Source organism: Streptomyces sp. LN549 (genome assembly GCF_043203805.1).
Lineage (GTDB): Bacteria > Actinomycetota > Actinomycetes > Streptomycetales > Streptomycetaceae > Streptomyces.
Map to the genome: position 1 here is coordinate 5,940,369 of NZ_JAZHRI010000002.1, position 19,196 is coordinate 5,959,564.

The 19,196-nt window shown below is 71.8% G+C and carries 15 protein-coding genes; 4 read left to right on the forward strand and 11 right to left on the reverse strand.

All coding sequences use genetic code 11. The features are described from left to right. Positions 1-84: 84 nt before the first annotated feature. The 4 genes from fxsA (at position 85) to fxsT (ending at position 6,172) form a co-directional block, all read left to right on the forward strand. On the forward strand, positions 85-276 hold the full coding sequence (gene fxsA / locus SH922_RS27105; protein ID WP_393060438.1) for an FxSxx-COOH cyclophane-containing RiPP peptide: 192 nt from the start codon (positions 85-87) through the stop codon (positions 274-276). A gap of 274 nt (positions 277-550) precedes the next feature. Beyond that, the gene (locus tag SH922_RS27110; protein WP_393060439.1) at positions 551-1,708 is read left to right on the forward strand and encodes an FxsB family cyclophane-forming radical SAM/SPASM peptide maturase; all 1,158 of its coding nucleotides are present in this window, start codon (positions 551-553) and stop codon (positions 1,706-1,708) included. Next, on the forward strand, positions 1,705-3,096 hold the full coding sequence (locus tag SH922_RS27115; RefSeq protein ID WP_393060440.1) for an aKG-HExxH-type peptide beta-hydroxylase: 1,392 nt from the start codon (positions 1,705-1,707) through the stop codon (positions 3,094-3,096). The genes SH922_RS27110 and SH922_RS27115 overlap by 4 nt, the downstream gene beginning before the upstream one ends. Positions 3,097-3,178: 82 nt before the next feature. Then, a complete protein-coding gene (fxsT, locus tag SH922_RS27120; protein ID WP_393060441.1) occupies positions 3,179-6,172 on the forward strand; it encodes an FxSxx-COOH system tetratricopeptide repeat protein in 2,994 nt (997 codons plus the stop codon). A gap of 91 nt (positions 6,173-6,263) precedes the next feature. On the opposite strand, the gene SH922_RS27125 is transcribed toward fxsT, so the two are convergent. The 11 genes from SH922_RS27125 to SH922_RS27175 all read right to left on the reverse strand — a co-directional run bounded on the left by SH922_RS27125 (position 6,264) and on the right by SH922_RS27175 (position 18,993). Further along, the gene (locus tag SH922_RS27125) at positions 6,264-10,088 is read right to left on the reverse strand and encodes a multifunctional oxoglutarate decarboxylase/oxoglutarate dehydrogenase thiamine pyrophosphate-binding subunit/dihydrolipoyllysine-residue succinyltransferase subunit (protein ID WP_393060442.1); all 3,825 of its coding nucleotides are present in this window, start codon (positions 10,086-10,088) and stop codon (positions 6,264-6,266) included. Between the two features lie 257 nt (positions 10,089-10,345). Beyond that, complete coding sequence (locus SH922_RS27130; RefSeq protein ID WP_393060443.1) at positions 10,346-11,422, reverse strand: ATP-binding protein; 1,077 nt, start codon at positions 11,420-11,422, stop codon at positions 10,346-10,348. Beyond that, positions 11,419-12,156, reverse strand: coding sequence for a response regulator transcription factor (locus SH922_RS27135; protein ID WP_024491908.1), 738 nt, complete (start codon positions 12,154-12,156; stop codon positions 11,419-11,421). The genes SH922_RS27130 and SH922_RS27135 overlap by 4 nt, the downstream gene beginning before the upstream one ends. Positions 12,157-12,391: 235 nt before the next feature. Further along, entirely contained in the window at positions 12,392-13,084 is a 693-nt protein-coding gene (locus SH922_RS27140; RefSeq protein ID WP_393060444.1) for a spermidine synthase, read from the reverse strand. Between the two features lie 104 nt (positions 13,085-13,188). After that, the gene (locus tag SH922_RS27145; protein ID WP_393060445.1) at positions 13,189-13,821 is read right to left on the reverse strand and encodes a hypothetical protein; all 633 of its coding nucleotides are present in this window, start codon (positions 13,819-13,821) and stop codon (positions 13,189-13,191) included. After that, on the reverse strand, positions 13,818-15,170 hold the full coding sequence (locus SH922_RS27150) for a hypothetical protein (protein WP_393060446.1): 1,353 nt from the start codon (positions 15,168-15,170) through the stop codon (positions 13,818-13,820). Before SH922_RS27150 ends, SH922_RS27145 begins: the two co-directional genes overlap by 4 nt. Continuing rightward, the gene (locus SH922_RS27155) at positions 15,167-15,952 is read right to left on the reverse strand and encodes an ABC transporter ATP-binding protein (RefSeq protein ID WP_393060447.1); all 786 of its coding nucleotides are present in this window, start codon (positions 15,950-15,952) and stop codon (positions 15,167-15,169) included. Before SH922_RS27155 ends, SH922_RS27150 begins: the two co-directional genes overlap by 4 nt. A gap of 10 nt (positions 15,953-15,962) precedes the next feature. Then, complete coding sequence (locus tag SH922_RS27160) at positions 15,963-16,883, reverse strand: hypothetical protein (RefSeq protein WP_393060448.1); 921 nt, start codon at positions 16,881-16,883, stop codon at positions 15,963-15,965. Then, positions 16,880-17,482: an RNA polymerase sigma factor gene (locus SH922_RS27165; RefSeq protein ID WP_393060449.1), complete on the reverse strand. Its 603-nt coding sequence runs from the start codon at positions 17,480-17,482 to the stop codon at positions 16,880-16,882. The genes SH922_RS27160 and SH922_RS27165 overlap by 4 nt, the downstream gene beginning before the upstream one ends. 58 nt (positions 17,483-17,540) lie before the next feature. Further along, the gene (locus SH922_RS27170) at positions 17,541-18,359 is read right to left on the reverse strand and encodes a nucleotidyltransferase domain-containing protein (RefSeq protein WP_393060450.1); all 819 of its coding nucleotides are present in this window, start codon (positions 18,357-18,359) and stop codon (positions 17,541-17,543) included. A 55-nt stretch (positions 18,360-18,414) separates the two neighbouring features. Then, on the reverse strand, positions 18,415-18,993 hold the full coding sequence (locus tag SH922_RS27175; RefSeq protein WP_393060451.1) for an isochorismatase family protein: 579 nt from the start codon (positions 18,991-18,993) through the stop codon (positions 18,415-18,417). Positions 18,994-19,196 lie beyond the last annotated feature (203 nt).

Below are 19,196 nucleotides of genomic sequence, written 5' to 3' on the forward strand. Positions count from 1 at the left end.
GCAGGTCAGGGACGTGGGACCGCGGTGTGCGCTCAAGGGCGAGCGAGGCACGGCGGTCCCGGTGCTGCAGTACGGGGAGGCGTGATGAGCGGGACGACACAGAACGACGGGACGGGTGTGCCCGGTGGTGCGGGCGCGCTGCCGGATCTGCTGGGGCTCGATCTGGAGGCGCTGCGGACCCTGGACCACCCGGTGCTGGCCGAGGTGGTCGCGGATCTGCGGGGCCGGGCCGAACAGCCGCGGGAGATGCTCTGGGGATTCCAGAGCGCCTTCTGAAGCAGTGCCCCGCACCGCCGCGGCCGGACCCGGCACCGCGCGGTTGCGGTCAGGGGCGCCATCGACCGGGACACCATCGACCGGGACGGACCCTTCCCTGCCGTGCGCCGGGGGCACTCGCCCCTGGCCGGTACCGCGGGCCGTCCCGGCAGACGTACAGCACGGGGGTGCCGGAGTGTCTCGTCGGACGACGCCGCGAGGGGGGCAGCACACGCAGGGGGCGCCACGACCGGGACCGCGCCGGGCCGCGGCCCAGGGCCCCACGCCGTCACCCGTGCCGTTCGGGCAGTTCATCGTCAAGGTGCACGGCCGCTGCAATCTGGCCTGCCGCTACTGCTACCTCTACGAGGGCCCCGACCGGACCTGGCGGAGCAGGCCCGCCGCCGCCGCGCCCGCCGTGCTGAACCGCACCGCGGACCGGATCGCCGAACACGCGGCCACCCACCGGCTCCGGCACGTCGCTCTCGTACTCCACGGCGGCGAACCCCTGCTCGCGGGTCCCGACCGGCTGGGCGCCCTCGCCGACCGGGTCCGGCACAAGGTCCCCGACGGCTGCACCGTCCACACCACCGTGCAGACCAACGCCACGCTGCTCACCGATGCGGGCGTCACCACCCTCGCCCGGCACGGCATACGCATCGGCATCAGCCTGGACGGCGGCCGCGCCGCCCACAACACCCTGCGCGTCGACCACGCGGGCCGCCCCTCCTGGCCCGCCGCCTCGCGCGGGGCCCGGCTCCTCGCCGACCACCACCCCGGCGCGTACGCGGGCATCCTCACCGTCGTGGACCCGCGCACCGACCCCCTGGAGATGTACGAGTCGCTGCTCGCCCTGCGCCCGCCGGCCCTGGACCTGCTGCTGCCCCACGGCAACTGGTCCAGCCCGCCGCCGGGTCTGCCCGATCTGACGGGCATTCCCCTGGGACCGGGTTCGGGCCGTCCCACGCCGTACGGCGACTGGCTCTGCACCGTCTTCGACCGGTGGTGGCCGGCCGCCGGGCGGGAGACCCGGATCCGGCTCTTCGAGGAGTGCATCGCCCTGCTCCTCGGCCTGCCCGCCGCCACCGAGTCCCTCGGCCTCGACCCCCTCAACGCGGTCGTGGTCGAGACCGACGGATCGATCGAACAGGTCGACTCCCTGAAGTCCGCCTACGACACCGCGGCCGCCACCGGACTCGACATCTTCCGTCACACCTTCGACGACGCCCTGCGTCACCCCGGGGTCGTCGCCCGCCAGTCGGGAGCCGGTGCCCTCGCCGCCGCCTGCCGTGGCTGCCCGCTGCTGAACGTCTGCGGAGGCGGCCACTACGCCCACCGCTACCGCGCAGAGAACGGCTACATCAACCCCTCCGTCTACTGCGCCGACCTCGAACGGCTGGTCCGCCACGTGGCGGACCGGCTCGCCGAAGCAACCGCTGGAGACCCCCCATGAGCCCCCCCATCCCCGACCGCGCGCTGCGCGAACTCGGCCGCACCGAGGGCGACGCCGACTCGCTCGGCCTGCTCGTACGCGATCAGGACACCCGCCGCCTCGTCCTCCTCAGGGCCGTGCTCGACGCGGCGGCGGCCGCCCCCACGACCGTCTGCCCACCCCATCTGCTCGACCGGCTGCGCGAGGACTGGGCGCTGCTGGAAGCGGCCGAACGCGCCGACCGGGCCGCCGTACGCACCGTGCTGTTCCACCCCATGGCGGGCCCCTGGGCGCAGCGGCTGCTGAGCGGCCTCACCGCGGCGACCGTCACGGGCCCGGACCTTCCCGCCGGCCTGGCCCACCTGACCGCGCTCGCCGTGGCGGCCGCGATCCGGGCAGGGGTGCGCTGCACCGCCCTGCTGGCCCCCCGCGCCGGACTCGTCTCCCTGCCCACGCTGGGGGCGGTGCGGACGGACTCCGGGCCGGTCGAACTCGCCCACAGCGCAGGCGAGATGCTGATCCGTCCCGCGAACGGCCCGCCCCTGGTGGCCCGGACCCAGCCCGACGGCACCATGACCTCGGCCGACCCCCGCTGGCTGCCCGTGCTCGCCCTCCCAGCCCTGCTGCCCGGCAGCGGCCCCGTACCGCTGGACGACGTCGACCCCTACGGCACCGAGGGAGGCGGACTTCCGCGCCACGGGCTGAGCATGGCCGTCCGCATGGACGACCACGAACGCAAGGCCTGGGCCGCGTGCTGGTCCGGGGTGGAACCGCTGCTCCGCACCGGCGGTGAGCACCGCCTCACCGAAGTGGCCGTGCTGCTGCGCTGCGTGGTGCCGCTCGGCCGCCCGCCCGGCTCGGGGGCCGACGCGGGTGGCGTGGCGCACTGCAGCGGAACGAGGCGAGAGGCGTTCGGCGCGGTCCTCAGCAGCAGGCCGGCCACCTCCGTCTACTTCGCCTCGACCCTCGTCCACGAACTCCAGCACACCAAACTGGCCGCGCTCGGCGCCCTCGTACGGCTGCACCACGAGGACGCGACGCCACGGCACTTCGCCCCCTGGCGCTCGGACCCCCGGCCCTTCGACGGGCTCCTTCAGGGCGCCTACTCGCACCTCGCGCTGGCCGACTACTGGCAGCGGTCCGCGCTCGGCGCGCGGCGCGTCACCTCCCGTGACCTGGCCTGGGCCGAGCACGCCCGCTGCCGGGAACAGGTCGGGGCCGTGCTGCCCGTACTGGCCGGATCGGCGGGGCTGACCCGCGAAGGCAGGGTCCTGGTCAACGAGATGATCACGCTCTACCACCGTATGGACGATAGTCCGCCTCCCCCGGGTCATCTCGCGCGCGCGAAGGCGTATGTGAGCACCGTGAAGGTGATATGGCAGCAGAGGAACGGCTCGAGAAGGCAGTGAGCGTCCACCGAGAAATCCGGCCGGAGCGACCATGCACCGGTGTATGTTGACAATGCTGGTATCGAGGCAGGGAGACGGTTGAATGCCCGGAACGGCCAGGCAAGTTGGAGCAACCGGGGCGAGAACCGTCACCATCAGTTTCGCCGGTTACAACCGCGCCTGGGCGGCGTGGATCACGGACCGTCTGGAGCGCCGCGGCGTGACGGTCTACCAGCAGCGGTGGGATCCGCCGGTGGAGATTCCGCTGGAGGAGTCCCTGCGGGACCTGACGCTCTCACACGGCCTCGTCCTGGTGATCCTCAGCGACTGGTACTTCCAGCTCGGCCCCCGCAGCCATGACGAATGGAACAGGGCGCTGCGCGCGGAGGTGGCCCCGGACCCCGAGCGGTTCGCCGCGGTCTGTGTCACCACGTCCGCGTTGCCCGGTGCCACGTCGGTGTTCGGCGCGGCGGACCTGACCAACGTCGGTGCCGACGAGGCGGAGCGGAGGCTCCTCGCGAGGCTGGGGCTGCCCTCGGACCCGCTGCCCGAGGCGGCCGAGGTCCGGCCCGGCCCGCGCTATCCGGCCGACACTCCGCAGGTATGGGGAGGGGTGCCGCGGCGCAACATCCGGTTCACCGGGCGTGAGGAGCTGCTCAGCCAGGCTTACAGCGCCCTCCAGGAGTCCGGCCGGGGCGCCGGGGTCGTGACGTTGCACGGCATGTCCGGCGTCGGCAAGACCCAGCTGGCCGCCGAATACGTCTACCGCTTCGGTTCCGAGTACGACGTGGTCTGGTGGGTGCCCGCCGACCGTCGTGCGCTCTACCGTCAGAAGCTCGCCGAACTCGCCCCGGAACTGGGCCTGTCCACCGGCGCCGAGTACGGCGAACGGCTGCGTGCGGTACGCGACTCGCTGCGCCGGGGCGACCCGCACGCCCATTGGCTGCTGATTCTGGACGGGGCGGACGAGCCGGACCAGATCTGGGACCTGGTGCCGACCGGCCCCGGACATGTCCTCATCACCTCCCGCAACCCGGAGTGGAGCGAGCACAACAGCCATCTCGTCGAGGTGCCCGTCTACACCCGTGAGGAGTCGGTGGCCTTCATCCGCCGCCGTGCCGCCCGTCTGACCCTTGCCGAGGCCGACCAGCTGGCCGACGCACTCGAGGACCTTCCGCTGCTTCTGGACCAGACCGCCGGCTGGCTGAACGACTCCGACATGTCGGTCGAGGAGTACATCGAGCTCCTGGAAGGCGGGATCGACCAGGACGTCGTCAAGGTCTCCGCGGACTTCCCGCTCGCCTTTCAGACGGCCTGGTCGATACTGCTCAACAAGCTCAAGGACACGGTCCCGGAGTCCGTCGACCTGCTGCGGCTGTGCAGCTTCTTCGCACCCGGATCCATCCCCGTAAGGCTGTTGAAGGACATGCCCTCCGGAGAGTTGCCGGAGCAGGTGTCCGGGCTGATGAACGATCCGCTGCTCTGGAACAAGGCGATCAGCCAGCTCCGCCAGTACTCCGTCGTCCGGCTGGAGTCCCATGAGTCGGCCGACGACGTGGCGTCGTCCGGCGAATCGCTCTACATGCACCGCATGGTCCACCAGATCGTCGGCCATGACATGACGGAACGGGACCGTCAGGAGTTCATCGGCGTCGTCCGCCGGGCGCTCGCGGCCGCGGACCCGGGCCGCCCCACCGAACCCAGTCAATGGCCCACGTACGCCGAGCTCACCCCGCACCTGAAGTGGGCGGACGTGCTCAGGAGCACCGACCCGACGGTGCAGAACCTGGTGCTCAACTGCCTGCGCTACATGTACGTGTCCGGGGAGTACCGGGCCGGCATCAAACTGGGCGAACGCGCCATGAAGGCCTGGCAGGAACTCCTCGGTGAGAACCACCCCAGGATCTGGGACGTCAGCTACCACTACGGCAATCTGCTGAGGGCCGTCGGTGACTACGCCGGTACGGAGGCCATCGAGCGCGCAGCCGTGGACCATCTGCGCACCGAGCGCGGAGTCCAGGACCTGGAGCACCTGCGCGCCGCCGCCGGTCTCGCCGCCGACCTGCGGGGCCTCGGCCGCTACGACGAGGCATGGGAGATGTCCGGCAGGGTGCTCTCCGGCTACCGCGAGCTGCTGGGAGACCAGGACTCGCGCACCCTCGCCGCGCAGAACAACCTGGCCGTCACCTGGCGGCTGCTGGGCCGGTACCCGGAGGCCCTGGACCTCGACGGGCATACGCTGGAGTCCCGGCGGACGCTCCTGCCAGTGAACCACTCCTGGAGGTTGGACTCCGAGATCCACTACTCCACCGACTTGCGGTTGCTCGGCCGCTACGACGAGGCGATGTCGCTCCAGAGGCAGAGCGTCACGGTGCATCGGAAGGTCATGGGGCGGGACCACCCGCAGACCCTGCGGGCCGAGTTCAACCTCGCTCTGTGCCACTACCGTTCGGGGGAGCGGACCCAGGCCGCCACTCTGTTCACCCGGGTCCTGGAACGATCCGAACGGGTCCTCGGCGAGGGCGCCCCGTTCACCATGATGTTCGCGGCCGGCCAGAGCTGCTTCGCCCGGGAGCACGCCAGCATCGACCAGGCCAGGGCCATAAGCGAGAAGGCCGTCGCCGCCTACGTCGACATGCTCGGCGAGGAGCACCCCTTCGCGGCGGGGACCCGGGGCAACCACGCCCTGATCCTGCGCAACGTGGGGGAGCGGGAGCACGCCCACGCGCTCGTGGAGGAGTCACTGGCCGCCATGACACGGGCCGTGGGCGAGAACCATCCTTGGACCCTGGGCTGCGCGATCAACGCTTCGGCGCTGCGCAACCTGGTGGGGGACACGGAGTCCGCCGCCGCTCTGACGGACTCGGTCGTCACCCGGGCCATCGAGATCCTCGGCCGCACTCATCCGCTGACGCTCTCCGCCCGGATCGCCCACGCTGCCGACCTGCGCGGCCTGCGGGAACGGCAGAAGGCCGAGAAGACCGAGGGCGAGGCACTCGAGGACCTGGTCTCGACGCTTGGCGCCCAGCACGTCCACACGGTCTCGGCCCGTTCCCGCAACCGTCCGTACTGGGACTTCGAGCCACTGGTCATCTGAGAGACAGCCCAGGCACACCACGCCGAAACCGAAGGGGCCCCGCCCGCGAGCGAATCGCGGACCGGGCCCCTTCCGTACGTACGACGAGCGGTCAGGCCTCGAAGACCTCGGCGACCAGCTGTGCCTGCTCGGCCTGGTGGCGCTTGGCCGAGCCGACCGCCGGGGACGAGCCGTGCGCCCGCGAGATGCGGCGCAGGCGCTCACCGTGCGGGACGTCGGCGCCGACGGCCAGGTCCAGGTGGTCGATCAGGTTCAGGGCGATGAACGGCCAGGCACCCTGGTTGGCCGGCTCCTCCTGGGCCCACAGGTACTTCGCCGCGTTCGGGTACTTGGCGATCTCGGCCTGGATCTCCGCACCCGGCAGCGGGTACAGGCGCTCCAGACGGATGATCGCGGTCTCCGTGTCGCCACGCTTCTGACGCTCGGCGTCCAGGTCGTAGTAGACCTTGCCGGTGCAGAAGACGACCTTGCGGACCGCACTCGGGTCGACCGAGTCGTCGCCGATCACCGGGCGGAAGCCGCCGGTGGTGAACTCCTCCGCCTTCGACGCCGCCGCCTTGAGGCGGAGCATCGACTTCGGGGTGAAGACGATCAGCGGCTTGTGGTGCGGGTTGTGCACCTGCCACCGCAGAAGGTGGAAGTAGTTCGACGGCAGGGTCGGCATCGCGACCGTCATGTTGTCCTGCGCGCACATCTGGAGGAAGCGCTCCGGGCGGGCGGACGAGTGGTCCGGGCCCTGGCCCTCGTAGCCGTGCGGCAGCAGCAGTGTGACGCCGGAGGTCTGGCCCCACTTCTGCTCGGCCGAGGAGATGAACTCGTCGACGACGGTCTGTGCGCCGTTGACGAAGTCACCGAACTGGGCCTCCCAGATGACCAGCGACTCCGGGCGGGCCAGCGAGTAGCCGTACTCGAAGCCCATCGCCGCGTACTCGCTGAGCAGCGAGTCGTAGACGTTGTAACGGGCCTGCTCGTCGGTGAGGTAGAGCAGCGGGGTGTAGTCCTCGCCGGTCACCTGGTCGACCAGCACCGCGTGGCGCTGGCCGAACGTGCCGCGGCGGGTGTCCTGGCCGGCGAGCCGGACCGGGGTGCCCTCCATCAGCAGCGAACCGATGGCCAGGGTCTCGCCCATGCCCCAGTCGATCGTGCCGTCCTCCACGGAGGCCGCACGACGCTGCATCTGCGGCATCAGGCGCGGGTGGACGGTGATGTGGTCGGGGATGTTGACCTGCGACTCGGCGATCCGCTTCACGACCTCCTGGGAGACCGCGGTGGTCACGGCCACCGGGAACTCGGCCTGGGGTTCGGACACATGCGGCTGAGCCGGGTGCGAGGTGGCCTCGCGGACCTCCGCGAACACCTTCTCCAGCTGGCCCTGGAAGTCCTGGAGCGCCTGCTCCGCCTCTTCCAGCGTGATGTCGCCGCGACCGATGAGGGACTCGGTGTACAGCTTGCGCACCGAGCGCTTCTTGTCGATCAGGGTGTACATCTGCGGGTTGGTGAACTGCGGGTTGTCGCCCTCGTTGTGACCGCGGCGGCGGTAGCAGATGAGGTCGATCACGACGTCCTTGTTGAACGCCTGACGGAACTCGAAGGCGAGCCGTGCGACACGGACGACCGCCTCGGGGTCGTCACCGTTGACGTGGATGATCGGTGCCTCGATCATGCGCGCCACGTCGGTGGCGTACATCGAGGAGCGCGAGGACTCCGGGGCGGCGGTGAAGCCGACCTGGTTGTTGATCACCACGTGCACGGTGCCGCCGGTGCGGTAGCCGCGCAGCTGCGACATGTTCAGCGTCTCGGCGACGACGCCCTGGCCCGCGAAGGCCGCGTCGCCGTGGAGTGCGACGGGCAGGACGGTGAAGTCCGTGCCGCCCTTGTTGATGATGTCCTGCTTGGCGCGGGCGATGCCCTCCAGGACCGGGTCGACCGCCTCCAGGTGCGAGGGGTTGGCCGCGAGCGAGACCTTGATCTGCTCGCCGTCCAGACCGGTGAAGGTGCCCTCGGCGCCCAGGTGGTACTTGACGTCGCCGGAGCCGTGCATCGACTTCGGGTCGAGGTTGCCCTCGAACTCCCGGAAGATCTGCGCGTACGACTTGCCGACGATGTTCGCCAGCACGTTCAGCCGGCCGCGGTGGGCCATGCCGATGACGACCTCGTCGAGGCGGGCCTCGGCGGCGGAGTCGATGACCGCGTCGAGCAGCGGGATGACGGACTCGCCGCCCTCCAGCGAGAACCGCTTCTGGCCGACGTACTTCGTCTGCAGGAAGGTCTCGAACGCCTCCGCGGCGTTCAGCCGGCGCAGGATGCGCAGCTGCTCCTCGCGCTCGGGCTTGGGGCGCGGACGCTCCACCCGGTCCTGGAGCCACTTGCGCTGCTTCGGGTCCTGGATGTGCATGAACTCGATGCCGGTGGTGCGGCAGTACGACTCACGCAGCACACCGAGGATGTCGCGGAGCTTCATCATCGTCTTGCCGGCGAAACCGCCGACCGCGAAGTCCCGCTCCAGGTCCCACAGGGTGAGGCCGTGCTCGGTGATGTCCAGGTCGGGGTGCTTGCGCTGGTGGTACTCCAGCGGGTCGGTGTCGGCCATGACGTGGCCGCGGACCCGGTAGGAGTGGATCAGCTCGAAGACCCGCGCGGCCTTGGTGACGTCGTCGTCGTGCGAGGCGTCGATGTCCTTGAGCCAGCGGACCGGCTCGTAGGGGATGCGCAGCGCCTTGAAGATCTCGTCGTAGAACTCGTTCTCGCCGAGCAGCAGCTGGGAGAGGATCCGCAGGAACTCGCCGGAGGCGGCGCCCTGGATGACCCGGTGGTCGTACGTCGAGGTCAGCGTCATGACCTTGGAGATGCCCAGCTTGTTCAGGGTGTCCTGCGACGTGCCCTGGAACTCCGCCGGGTAGTCCATCGCGCCGACGCCCATGATGAGGCCCTGTCCGGGCATCAGGCGGGGCACCGAGTGAACGGTGCCGATACCGCCGGGGTTGGTCAGCGAGGCGGTGACCCCGGTGAAGTCGTCCATGCCGAGCTTGCCGTTGCGGGCCCGGCGGACGATGTCCTCGTAGGCCTGCCAGAACTCGAAGAAGTTGAGCGTCTCGGCCTTCTTGATGGCCGCGACGACCAGCTGGCGGTCGCCGTTCGGCTTCACCAGGTCGATGGCGAGGCCGAGGTTGACGTGCTCCGGCTTGACCAGGGTCGGCTTGCCGTCCTTCTGCGCGAAGGAGTAGTTCATCGCCGGCATGGCCTTGAGGGCCTGCACCATCGCGTACCCGATGAGGTGCGTGAAGGAGATCTTCCCGCCGCGGGCGCGCTTGAGGTGGTTGTTGATGACGATGCGGTTGTCGAAGAGCAGCTTCACCGGAACGGCGCGGACGGACGTGGCCGTCGGCAGCTCCAGCGAGGCGTTCATGTTCTTCGCGACAGCGGCGGACGGGCCGCGCAGCGTCACGTACTCCGGACCGGCCGGGGCCTCGGTTGCCGGGGTGGCGGCAGCCTTCGCGGCCGGAGCCGGTGCCGCCTTCGCCGGGGCGGCCTTCACCGGAGCCGCTGGGGCGGCAGGTGCGGACGCGACAGGTGCGGGCGCCGGGGCAGCGGGTGCGGCCGGGGCCTGAGCCGCGGGCTGCGCAGGTGCGGCAGGCGCGGTGGTGGGGGCCGGTGCGGCGGCGGCCGGAGCCGCAGGCACCGCAGCCCCCGCGGCTGCGGCGCCGGGAACGGGCTTGTCCGCCGTGCCGGACGTACCCGGCTTGTAGTCGGCGAAGAAGTCCCACCAGGCGCGATCGACCGAATTGGGATCCTGGAGGTACTGCTGGTAGATCTCGTCGACGAGCCACTCATTGGGGCCAAAAGCAGCAGCCGGGTTCGTACCCGGGCTGGCTTGGTCGGTCGAGATGCTCGAGTTACTGGGGGACTGAGACGACACGGCGGCAACCGCCCTCTTCCGCTTCACAAGGTGATGGACAGCGGAAATCAAGGCTACGCCTCCCCGGCCGTTCCATGCAGGCCGGGCCGGTCTTCGTCGTGCAAGTCACATCGAAAGTCGGGTTTCGGGGCAGGAAATGGCGGGAAACAAGCTTGGTTCCGCTTCGCTCCGGGTACGCGAGACCGCAGTTACGGCCCCTTGGACCGTACCCCTTGAACAGAACACGTAGAACGCGCCCTTCCGGTTCGAACCCTATGTCAACCTCGCGGTTGATGGGTCCCCGGAAGAGTGACGCGGATGCGGCAGCCGCGAGCGGATTCGGCCACACCGATCCGGCCGCCGTGCAGATCCACCGCCCAGCGGGCGATCGCCAGCCCCAGTCCAGTACCGCCGTCGCTGCCCGGACCGTGCGGGGACGCCACCTCGCCGCGGTTGAAACGCTCGAAGACCCGGTGCCGCTCGGACTCAGGGATGCCGGGCCCCTCGTCCACGACCTCCAGGTGCAGTGACTCGGGCTGCCCGCCGCGCCGGGCGCGCACGGTGACCCGGCCGTGCGGTGGGCTGTGCTTCACCGCGTTGTCGATCAGGTTGGCCACCACCTGGTGCAGCCGCTCGGCGTCCGCGTGCGCGGTCAGCTCCGGCGGCGACACGTCCAGGTGCAGATGGACGTCCTTGCGGGAGTGGTTGCCGGAGCCCGAGGACAGCCGGCGGTGTGCGGCGGCGAGGTTCGCCTCCTTGAGGATCCCCGACAGGTAGGGCCACACCTCGAAGCGGCCGGCCTTCAGCGTGACCACGCCGTTGTCCAGCCGGGACAGGTCCAGCAGCGTCTCCACCAGCCTGCCGAGCCGTTCCGTCTGTTTCAGGGCCGTGCGCATCGTCTCCGGATCGGCCGAGGACACCCCGTCCACGACGTTCTCCAGCACGGCTCTCAGCGCCGCGATGGGCGTGCGCAGCTCATGTGAGACGTTTGCCACCAGCTCCTTGCGGTGCCGGTCGACGGCCGCCAGATCGTCCGCCATCAGGTTGATCGTCTGCGCCAGGTCGCCGAGCTCGTCGCGCCGGTCGGCGCCGCTCACCCGCCGGGTGTAGTCGCCGTGCGAGATCGACCGGGCCACCGCTCTCATCTCGTCCAGCGGCGCGGTCAGACCGTGCGCCACGAACTGGGTGATCAGCAGGGTCGCGATCACCGAGAACACCGTGATGAACCGGAGCTCGGTGCGTGTGCGCAGGGCCACCATGAGCAGCCCGGTCGTGATGAACACCGAGACCACGACGAGCGTGCCCAGCTTGGCCTTGATGGAGAACGGCCGCAGCCCCTGTCCGGGCCCGGTCATGGCGCGGGGGTCTCCAACGCGTAGCCGACGCCGTGCACGGTACGGATCCGCTCGGCGCCGATCTTGCGGCGCAGCGCCTTGATGTGGCTGTCGACGGTACGGGTGCCCGAGGCGTCCGCCCAGTCCCAGACCTCCGCCAGCAGCTGCTCACGGGAGAGCACCGCGCGCGGGGTGTTGGCCAGGCAGACCAGCAGATCGAACTCGGTCGGCGTGAGATGGACATCGTCCGCACGCACCCGCACCCGGCGCTGCGCGTGGTCGATCTCCAGCTCGCCGAGGCGGAGTATTCCGCTGCGGGGCGTCACGGCGGCCAGTGCGGCCCGCTCCACCCGGCGCAGCAGCACGTGGACCCGGGCCGCCAGCTCACGCATGGAGAACGGCTTGGTCATGTAGTCGTCGGCGCCGACGCCGAGACCGACGAGCATGTCGGTCTCGTCGTCCCGGGCGGTCAGCATCAGTACCGGCACCGGGCGCTGGGCCTGCACGCGGCGGCAGACCTCCAGGCCGTCGAAGCCGGGAAGCATGATGTCGAGCACCATCAGATCCGGCTGCCAGGCCTCGGCCGCGTCCACGGCCGCAGGGCCGTCGAGCGCGGTCTGCACCAGGAAGCCCTCGGCCCGCAGCCGGGCGGAAATGGCATCGACGATCGTGGCGTCGTCCTCGACCACCAGCACGCGGCGCTGTGCGCCCGGGGTGGCCGCGACACCTGTGTGGGTGGTGTGTGTCTGTTCCATCGCCCCGCCCCTGCCCGTTTTCACGGGGGCCATTCCCCCGGACGTACGGTCTTCGCTCGTGAATTTCTTGGGTGATCCCGCTATCGGTCAGCAGCGTAAAGGCAGCGGAGGGCTCCCGGCTACGCAGGGTGCAAGGCCGCGGCGGCGGTCCGGGGGGAACAGAGGAGGCGGAGTGTCGCGCTTGTGGCGCTTGGACCCCGGGCGTCCCGGGTCCCGCATACCCGGTGGGGGGATCTCAGCCTGCTCGAATTGCGAGATGGACCACGTCGGGCACACCTCGGGCAACGCCTACTTCTTCCGTCCCAACCCCACGGAATCCGGCATTCCGCAAGGCCTGTTCGAACGCCGCGGACGGCTGTGCGGACCACACCGCGAGCACGCCGCCCGGCGTGAGCCGCGCGTGGCAGTCGGCGAGTCCGGCGGGGGAGTACAGATTCCCGTTGTCCTCGGTGACGGTCCAGTCCGGCCCGTTGTCGATGTCCAGACACAGGGCGTCGTAACGGTCCGTAGTCGTACGGAGGTAAGCGACGAGGTCCGTCGTCAGGACCACGGTCCGTGGATCGGCGAGCGCGGCCCCCGAGATGCCGGCCAGCGGCCCGTCCAGGTGCCAGTCGACGATGGCCTGCTCCCGCTCGGCGACCGCGATCCGCCCCCATCGCGGCCCGGCGGCGGCCCGGGCGAGCGAGAACCCGACACCGAGCCCGCCGATGAGCACCGCCGGAGCGGGCCGGTCTGCGGGCAGTGCGTCGAGCGCGGCGTCGATCAGCAGCCGCTCCGAGCGCCCGTCGGAGGTGTCCATCAGGAAGCACCCGTTGGCGATGATCTCGAAGTCTTCGCCCCGCCTGCGCAGGACGACCTCTCCGTACGGTCCCTCGCGGCGGTCCAGGGTGACGGGGGCGAGGGCGTCGGGGCCGAGGGCGAGGGGCATGGCGCTGATCTCCGGTGGATGGCGGTCGGTGTCCCCGCCATCCTGGCCCGCCCGGAGGCGGCCGGGCCAGCGGTTTGCCCGAACACGGGCCGATCGGGGAGTGGTCAGCCGCGTTCGGGGCGGGCCCCGCGTACCGCGAACAGTGCGGTCCCCGCCCCGTACGCCAGCAGCGCCACCACCCACGCCCCGGCCTGCGGCCCCGGCTGCATCGGCCAGGCCCACAGGGATGCCGCACCTCCCGGGGTGCGCGGGGCCGCCAGGTACACCGCGCTGCTGTAGACCGTCATCGGCAGCCAGCTCAGCCGGGCACCGATGAGGGCGGCTGAGGCGGCCGCCACCCCGGTGGCGCCGAGCACGTTACGGATCATGCCGGGTGCGCCGAACGTCTCGGGATGCCCGGGGACGGCCAGCGCGAGAGCCGCCGCGGCCGGGACGGTGAGCGCGAGCAGATGCAGCAGCCGCCGCGGCCACCAGCGGTGCACGGCGGTCCGGTCGAGCTCGTCGGCGGCGGCGTACAGGCTGGTGCCGATGGCCGCGGACACCAGCAGCGGCGCCAGCACGAGGACCGGGACGCGGGCGCTCGGGTCGAAGCGGTCCTCCAGCCGGTCGGCGGACCAGGCGGCGAGGAGAACGATGCAGGCCAGCGCGGCGGCGGTCCGGGGCAGACCGCGGGAGCGGACATAGAGGACGGGGAGGAGTGCCGAACGTTTCGCGGGGGTTCCGGCGGCCGTGTTCACAGGACGGGCACCTCGGTCGGGGAGCAGCTCGTGCGCGTGGCCAGGAAGCGGCCGAGCCAGCCCCGGCGCTCGGGAGCCGGCATGGCTTCGAGCCGGCGGAGCTGTGGGGTCTTCTCCGCGTCGGGGGTCTGCGACGCGTCGGCCAGCCAGTACCTGACGGCTTCGTCGGTCGCCATCACCCGATGGCCGCCGGCGGAGCGGTCGGTGTAGAGGGAATCCGGGCACTCCCGGTTCACCACGCTGGAGGCCACCTGCCGGACGAAGTCCTCCGAGTGGTGCAGTCGCCCTCGCAGGAGGTACCAGCCGAGGTTCGGCGCCGGTACCCAGGCTTCGTCGGAGCCGTGCAGGGGGTCCTGGTTCACGTAGCGGGCCGGTGCCCCCGGCACTCCGTCCAGCCGCCCGAACAGTCCGGACAGCGCCTGGGAGACCTGCGGCAGCAGCGATGCGTCGTACTCGGTCAGGCAGAGCTGCGGGGTGCCGTCCGCGCAGACGATGCGGCCCGCGGCCGGGTCCTCCCGCAGCAGACCGGGGCCGGTGTGCACGATCAGCGGGGCGACGGCCGCCGCCACGGCCAGCGGTACGACGGCGAGGAACCGGCGCCTGGCCGCGTGGACGATCACTGCGGCCAGGGCGAGACCGCAGGTCCACGCCACCATTGCGGGGGCGAACCACCACACGGGCAGCGACCCGTCGAGCGCGTACTGCACGGCAGGGTCGAGGAACTGGGCCGAGGAGTCGGCGTAGCTCGGAACGCCCAGCACGAGGTACAGCAGCACGGCGAGAACGGGCGCGGCCAGCCGCCACCGGCACCGCTGCCCGACGACGAATCCCACCAGGCCGACAGCGCCCAGGAAGGCGCTGTCGGCGACGGCGAAGGACGGGAACGGGCTGCCGCCCCCGGCGTACGGCCAGGTGGCCAGCAGCGAGGCGGTCAGTGCGACGAGATACCCGGCGACCGCCCAGAGGGCGAGCGGCAGCGCGGCCACCACGGCCCGCGTGGACCTGGCACGCGGGGTGGAGAGCCAGAGCTCGGTGGTCGAACGCCGGTGGTCGCGGGCACCCTGCCAGCAGGAAGCGGCTGCCACCAGCGGACCGACGAGCAAGGTGGCCCCGGAATGCAGCAGTCCCTGGGTTTCGCCCCAGTTCCCCTGCCAGGTGTCGGCCTTGGCCGCCATGGTGACGGCGAGCGTGACCGCAGTACCGACACCGGTCCACGGCGCGATACCGCGGCGCAGCTCGGTCCGCAGTACGAGGAGCGTCGGACGGTACGCGGCGGGCGAGCGGGGCGAACGGGAGCGGGGCCCGGGGGACTCCTGCTGTTCGGTGGTGAGGGTTCCGGTCGTCGTCATCGGGCGGCCGCCGTCGCACGGTGGGTGTGCAGAGCGGCGGTGTAGCCGCGCTCGATGGGGCTGCCGTCGAGCCGGTCCCCCTCGCCGTCCTCGCTGCCGAGGGCCGACAGCTCGGCCGTCGTCCCCCGGTAGGCGATCCGGCCCGCCTCGACCAGCGTCACATTGGAACAGGCCGTGGCCACGTCCTCGACGAGGTGCGTGGAGAGGATGACCGTGGCCCGTTCGCCGAGCTCCCGCATCAGCGTGCGGAACTCCACCCGCTGCTCCGGGTCCAGACCGGCGGTCGGCTCGTCGAGCAGCAGCAACTCCGGTTCGTTGACGATCGCCTGCGCGATGCCCACGCGCCGCACCATGCCGCCCGACAGGGTCTTCATCCGGGCGTCGATCCGGTCCGTCAGGCCCACCCGGTCCACCGCACGCTCCACGGCGCTCGCGATCAGGGCGCCGTCCATCTCCTTGAGCCACGCCACATAGGCGACGAACTCGCGGACAGTGAAGCCCGGGTAGTAGCCGAACTCCTGCGGCAGATAGCCCAGCCTGCGCCGGACCGCCGCGCGGCTGCGGTGGTCAGCGGCCGCCCCCACCTCGCTGCCCAGCAGCTCGACCCGGCCGGCGGTCGGAGCGGCGGCCGTGGACACCACTCTGATCAGCGACGTCTTGCCGGCGCCGTTCGGTCCGAGAAGTCCGTGCACCCCGGGTGCGAAGTCGAGATCGATGCCTTCCAGGGCGGTCGTACGGCGATGCCGGACCGTCAGCCCCGAAACTCTGACGGTGCTGCTCATGCGATCACGCTCATGACTTCTCCAGGTGGTCGAAGGATCTGCGGCGCAGGGTCAGCAGCCCGGCGCAGAGCACGGCCGCGGCCGCCCAGCCGCCCTGTGCGGCCGGCCCCGCGAAGTAGCGGACTGCTGCCGCGAGCGGCTCGTCGAGCCCCGACGGCGGTGTTCCGACGGTCGGTACGGCGACGGCGGCGGCCCAGCACGCGGCGACGGACGAGGCGCCGGTGCGGCAGCCGACGTAACTGCTCAGCGCCAGCGCCGCCAGCGTCATGGCCAGTCCCGGCAGCAGCCACGCCACGGCCCCCGGACCGCCGGCCGATGCGGGCAGCACCGCCCAGGCGAGCGCGAGCACCGGGACGGTGACGGCGAGCACGATGGCGGTCCTGACCAGCAGCAGCCGCAGCCCGCCGCCCGGAGTCGTGGCCGTGAGTTCATGCATCGGGTCGGCGGGGCGCCCGTACGAGAGGCCGACCCCGGCGAGCGGCAGCACCGGCGCGACGACGAGGAGCAGGGGCCGCGCCGTGCCGCCGAGCCCGCCCCCGTACGCCAGGGCGACGGCCCCGAGCGCCACCAGTACCAGCGCCGCCGCCCACGACCCCCGCAGGGCGGGCCCGGCGGCCCACAGCACCCGCCCGATCCGGGTGGCGGGCCCCGGTGCCGGCAACCGCGGACGCCCCCGCGTCCGCAGCGTCCCCCGCACCCGCCGCCACGAGCGCCCCCGCACCGGCTCGGCAGCCGCGGCTGCCAGCACCGCCGCGCGCACCCCCTCCAGCAGCGGTGCCGCGTCCCCCCGGTCGCGTACCGAAGCCGAGACCCGGGCCGCGCAGGGTGCGCACGACTCGACGTGCTTCTCCAGCGACCAGGCGTCCGTCTCGGCCGCCGTGCCCGCGGCGTACCTCCGGGCCAGTCCGTCGCCCACGTGCCAGACCGTCATGCGGTTCCTCCCAAGGGGCCGTTCTCCACAACCAGCCGGTCCAGTGCCGTCCGCAGCTCGCGGCGGGCCCGCAGCGCCCGGGTCTTGACCGTCCCCTCCGGTATGCCGAGCAGCCGGGCGGCTTCCCGGGTCGTGAGCCCGTCGATGACCGTCGCCCGCAGGACCTCCCGGAGTTCGGGCGAGATCCGGTCGAGCGCGGCACCCACGTCGCCGTATTCGAGACCGGCCAGGACCCGTTCCTCGGCGGACGGCACGGCGGCCGCCCACTGCCCGCTCCCGGCGTGCTCGGCCTGTGCCACGCGCTCCGTCCTGGCATGGGTCCGCTGCGCGTCGACCAGCCGGCGGGCGGCGATCACCCAGAGCCAGCCGCCCGCCTCGGCGCCCCGGTGCGAACCGGCGGAGCGCCAGGCCGTGACGAAGGTGTCCTGCAGCACCTCCCGTACGGTCTCGGGGTCCGCGCACCGCCGCTTCAGCCGGGCCAGCAGCCAGCCGGCATGGCGGTCGTAGAGCGCGGACAGGGCCGTCGGGTCCCCCTGCGCGACGGCGCGCAGCAGCGCCTCGTCGTTCCGGTCGTCCCCCGAGGGGCCCAAGTGGCTCACACCCCCTCTATCGCAGCCCGGACCCTGATCGGTTCACGTGCGGCGCCCGAAGATGCCGTCAGGGGCGCGGTGCCTTCTCGCCGTGCACCGCGATGTGTTCGGCCGCCAGCCACGGAGCCAGGTCGTCGACGAGCATCGACAGGACGGCCGGGTCGGCGGTCGGGGTGCGGCCCGTGCGGGCGGCCAGCCGCATCTGCCGGGCTCGCCCGGGACGGTGCCGGTAGTAGCGGGCGAAGAGCTCGGCGGACTCGGCCAGGTCACTGGTCCAGCCGCCCCACTGCGGCATGACCAGGGTGAAGCCCGTACGGACGATCCGGCGGGCGGCGCGGCGGCTCAGGGCGCGGCGTTCCGCGTCCGTGGTGGCCTCGGCGGCCTGCTTGTGCCAGCGCGGGAGCAACAGGCACAGATCGCCGTTGGTCTCGCGGGCGAGCAGCGAGGTCGGCCGGTAGCGCGGCAGCCGGGCGGCGAGGTCGTCGCCGAGCAGCGGGGTGCACAGGCAGGCGAGGAAGAAGCCCCCGTCGTGGCGTTCGAGTGCGCTGAGCAGCGTGTCCGCGCCGCTCAGCAGGATGCCCACCCCGTCGATCTCGTCGAAGGCCGCGTCCAGTTGGGCCTCGACGGTGTCGGCGTCGGCGCGGTCCGGCCCGGTGGGCTCGCCGCGCAGCACGAGCTGGAGGTCCAGGTCGGAGACCCCGGGTGTGGCCGTGCCACGCGGAATGCTGCCGTAGACGTAGGCGCTGTCCAGCCGGTCGGGACCGAAGACCTCGGTGATCCGGGAACGGGCCGCCGCGACGACAGGCGCGAACTTCTCCTGCACCCGGCTCAGTGAGCCCTCCCGCGCGATGGTGCCGTCCCGCTTCAGCCCTCGGTTGTCGTCCATGGGGGCACTTTGCCCGTCCAGCTCCCCTCTGACCAGCCCATCCGCGTGGCTACGGCTACGCCCGCGGCGGCGCCCCGAACCTCACGTCCGCGGCCGGCACGGTGACCTCCGCATCCCCGCTGATCGCCCACGCGGCCACCCGGGACACCACGGCGGCCGGGACCGCCTCGCTGATGCCGGGAGCTGCCGGGATGTCCTGCGTCGCATGCGCGTCGTGAGGGAGGACGACCCGGTAGCCCAGGGCCAGGGCGGTGCGCGCCGTCGCCTGGACGCACATCTCCGACATCACGCCGCACACGGCGACCGCCTCGACGCCCGCCCCGCTCAGCAAGGAGCCCAGGGGCGTGCCGGCGAAGCCGTCGTCCCTGGTCTTGCGGATCACGAACTCCGTGGGGCCCGCCTCGACCGGCAGGTGGAGCGCCCAGCCCGGTGTGTGCGGCTCGTCGCCCGCGCCGGGTGCACCGTCGTTCTGAAGGTGCACGACCAGCGCACCGCTCCTGCGCGCACGGGCGATCAGGTCCGTCGTCCGTCCCAGCAGTCCGGCCGCGCCGGGCACGGCCCGGTCGCCGGTCACACCCGCCTTCTGGACGTCCACGACCAGCAGGGCCTGTGAGGGAAGCGCTGAACTGTTCATGGGGCCATCCTGTCCGGCGGCGCAGCGGGCCTCCACGGGATTTCGTACGGGGCAGGGACCGGGACTACGGAGGCCCCCTGCGGCGTTGGAAACGGGGCACGCAGAGGCAGCCACACCGTGATCGCTCACAGCGAACGCACCCCCGGGAACATTGAGCGGCTCAGGAGCATTGAGTCTGCATAGCTCAACTTGACTGCCGAAGG

Excerpts from the sequence above, each read along its gene's own strand:
- fxsA (WP_393060438.1), top strand. The coding sequence starts at position 85 with ATGAGCGGGACGACACAGAACGACGGGACGGGTGTGCCCGGTGGTGCG.
- SH922_RS27115 (WP_393060440.1), top strand. The coding sequence starts at position 1,705 with ATGAGCCCCCCCATCCCCGACCGCGCGCTGCGCGAACTCGGCCGCACC.
- fxsT (WP_393060441.1), top strand. The coding sequence starts at position 3,179 with ATGCCCGGAACGGCCAGGCAAGTTGGAGCAACCGGGGCGAGAACCGTC.
- SH922_RS27130 (WP_393060443.1), bottom strand. The coding sequence starts at position 11,422 with ATGACCGGGCCCGGACAGGGGCTGCGGCCGTTCTCCATCAAGGCCAAG.
- SH922_RS27135 (WP_024491908.1), bottom strand. The coding sequence starts at position 12,156 with ATGGAACAGACACACACCACCCACACAGGTGTCGCGGCCACCCCGGGC.
- SH922_RS27140 (WP_393060444.1), bottom strand. The coding sequence starts at position 13,084 with ATGCCCCTCGCCCTCGGCCCCGACGCCCTCGCCCCCGTCACCCTGGAC.
- SH922_RS27150 (WP_393060446.1), bottom strand. The coding sequence starts at position 15,170 with ATGACGACGACCGGAACCCTCACCACCGAACAGCAGGAGTCCCCCGGG.
- SH922_RS27155 (WP_393060447.1), bottom strand. The coding sequence starts at position 15,952 with ATGAGCAGCACCGTCAGAGTTTCGGGGCTGACGGTCCGGCATCGCCGT.
- SH922_RS27160 (WP_393060448.1), bottom strand. The coding sequence starts at position 16,883 with ATGACGGTCTGGCACGTGGGCGACGGACTGGCCCGGAGGTACGCCGCG.
- SH922_RS27170 (WP_393060450.1), bottom strand. The coding sequence starts at position 18,359 with ATGGACGACAACCGAGGGCTGAAGCGGGACGGCACCATCGCGCGGGAG.
- SH922_RS27175 (WP_393060451.1), bottom strand. The coding sequence starts at position 18,993 with ATGAACAGTTCAGCGCTTCCCTCACAGGCCCTGCTGGTCGTGGACGTC.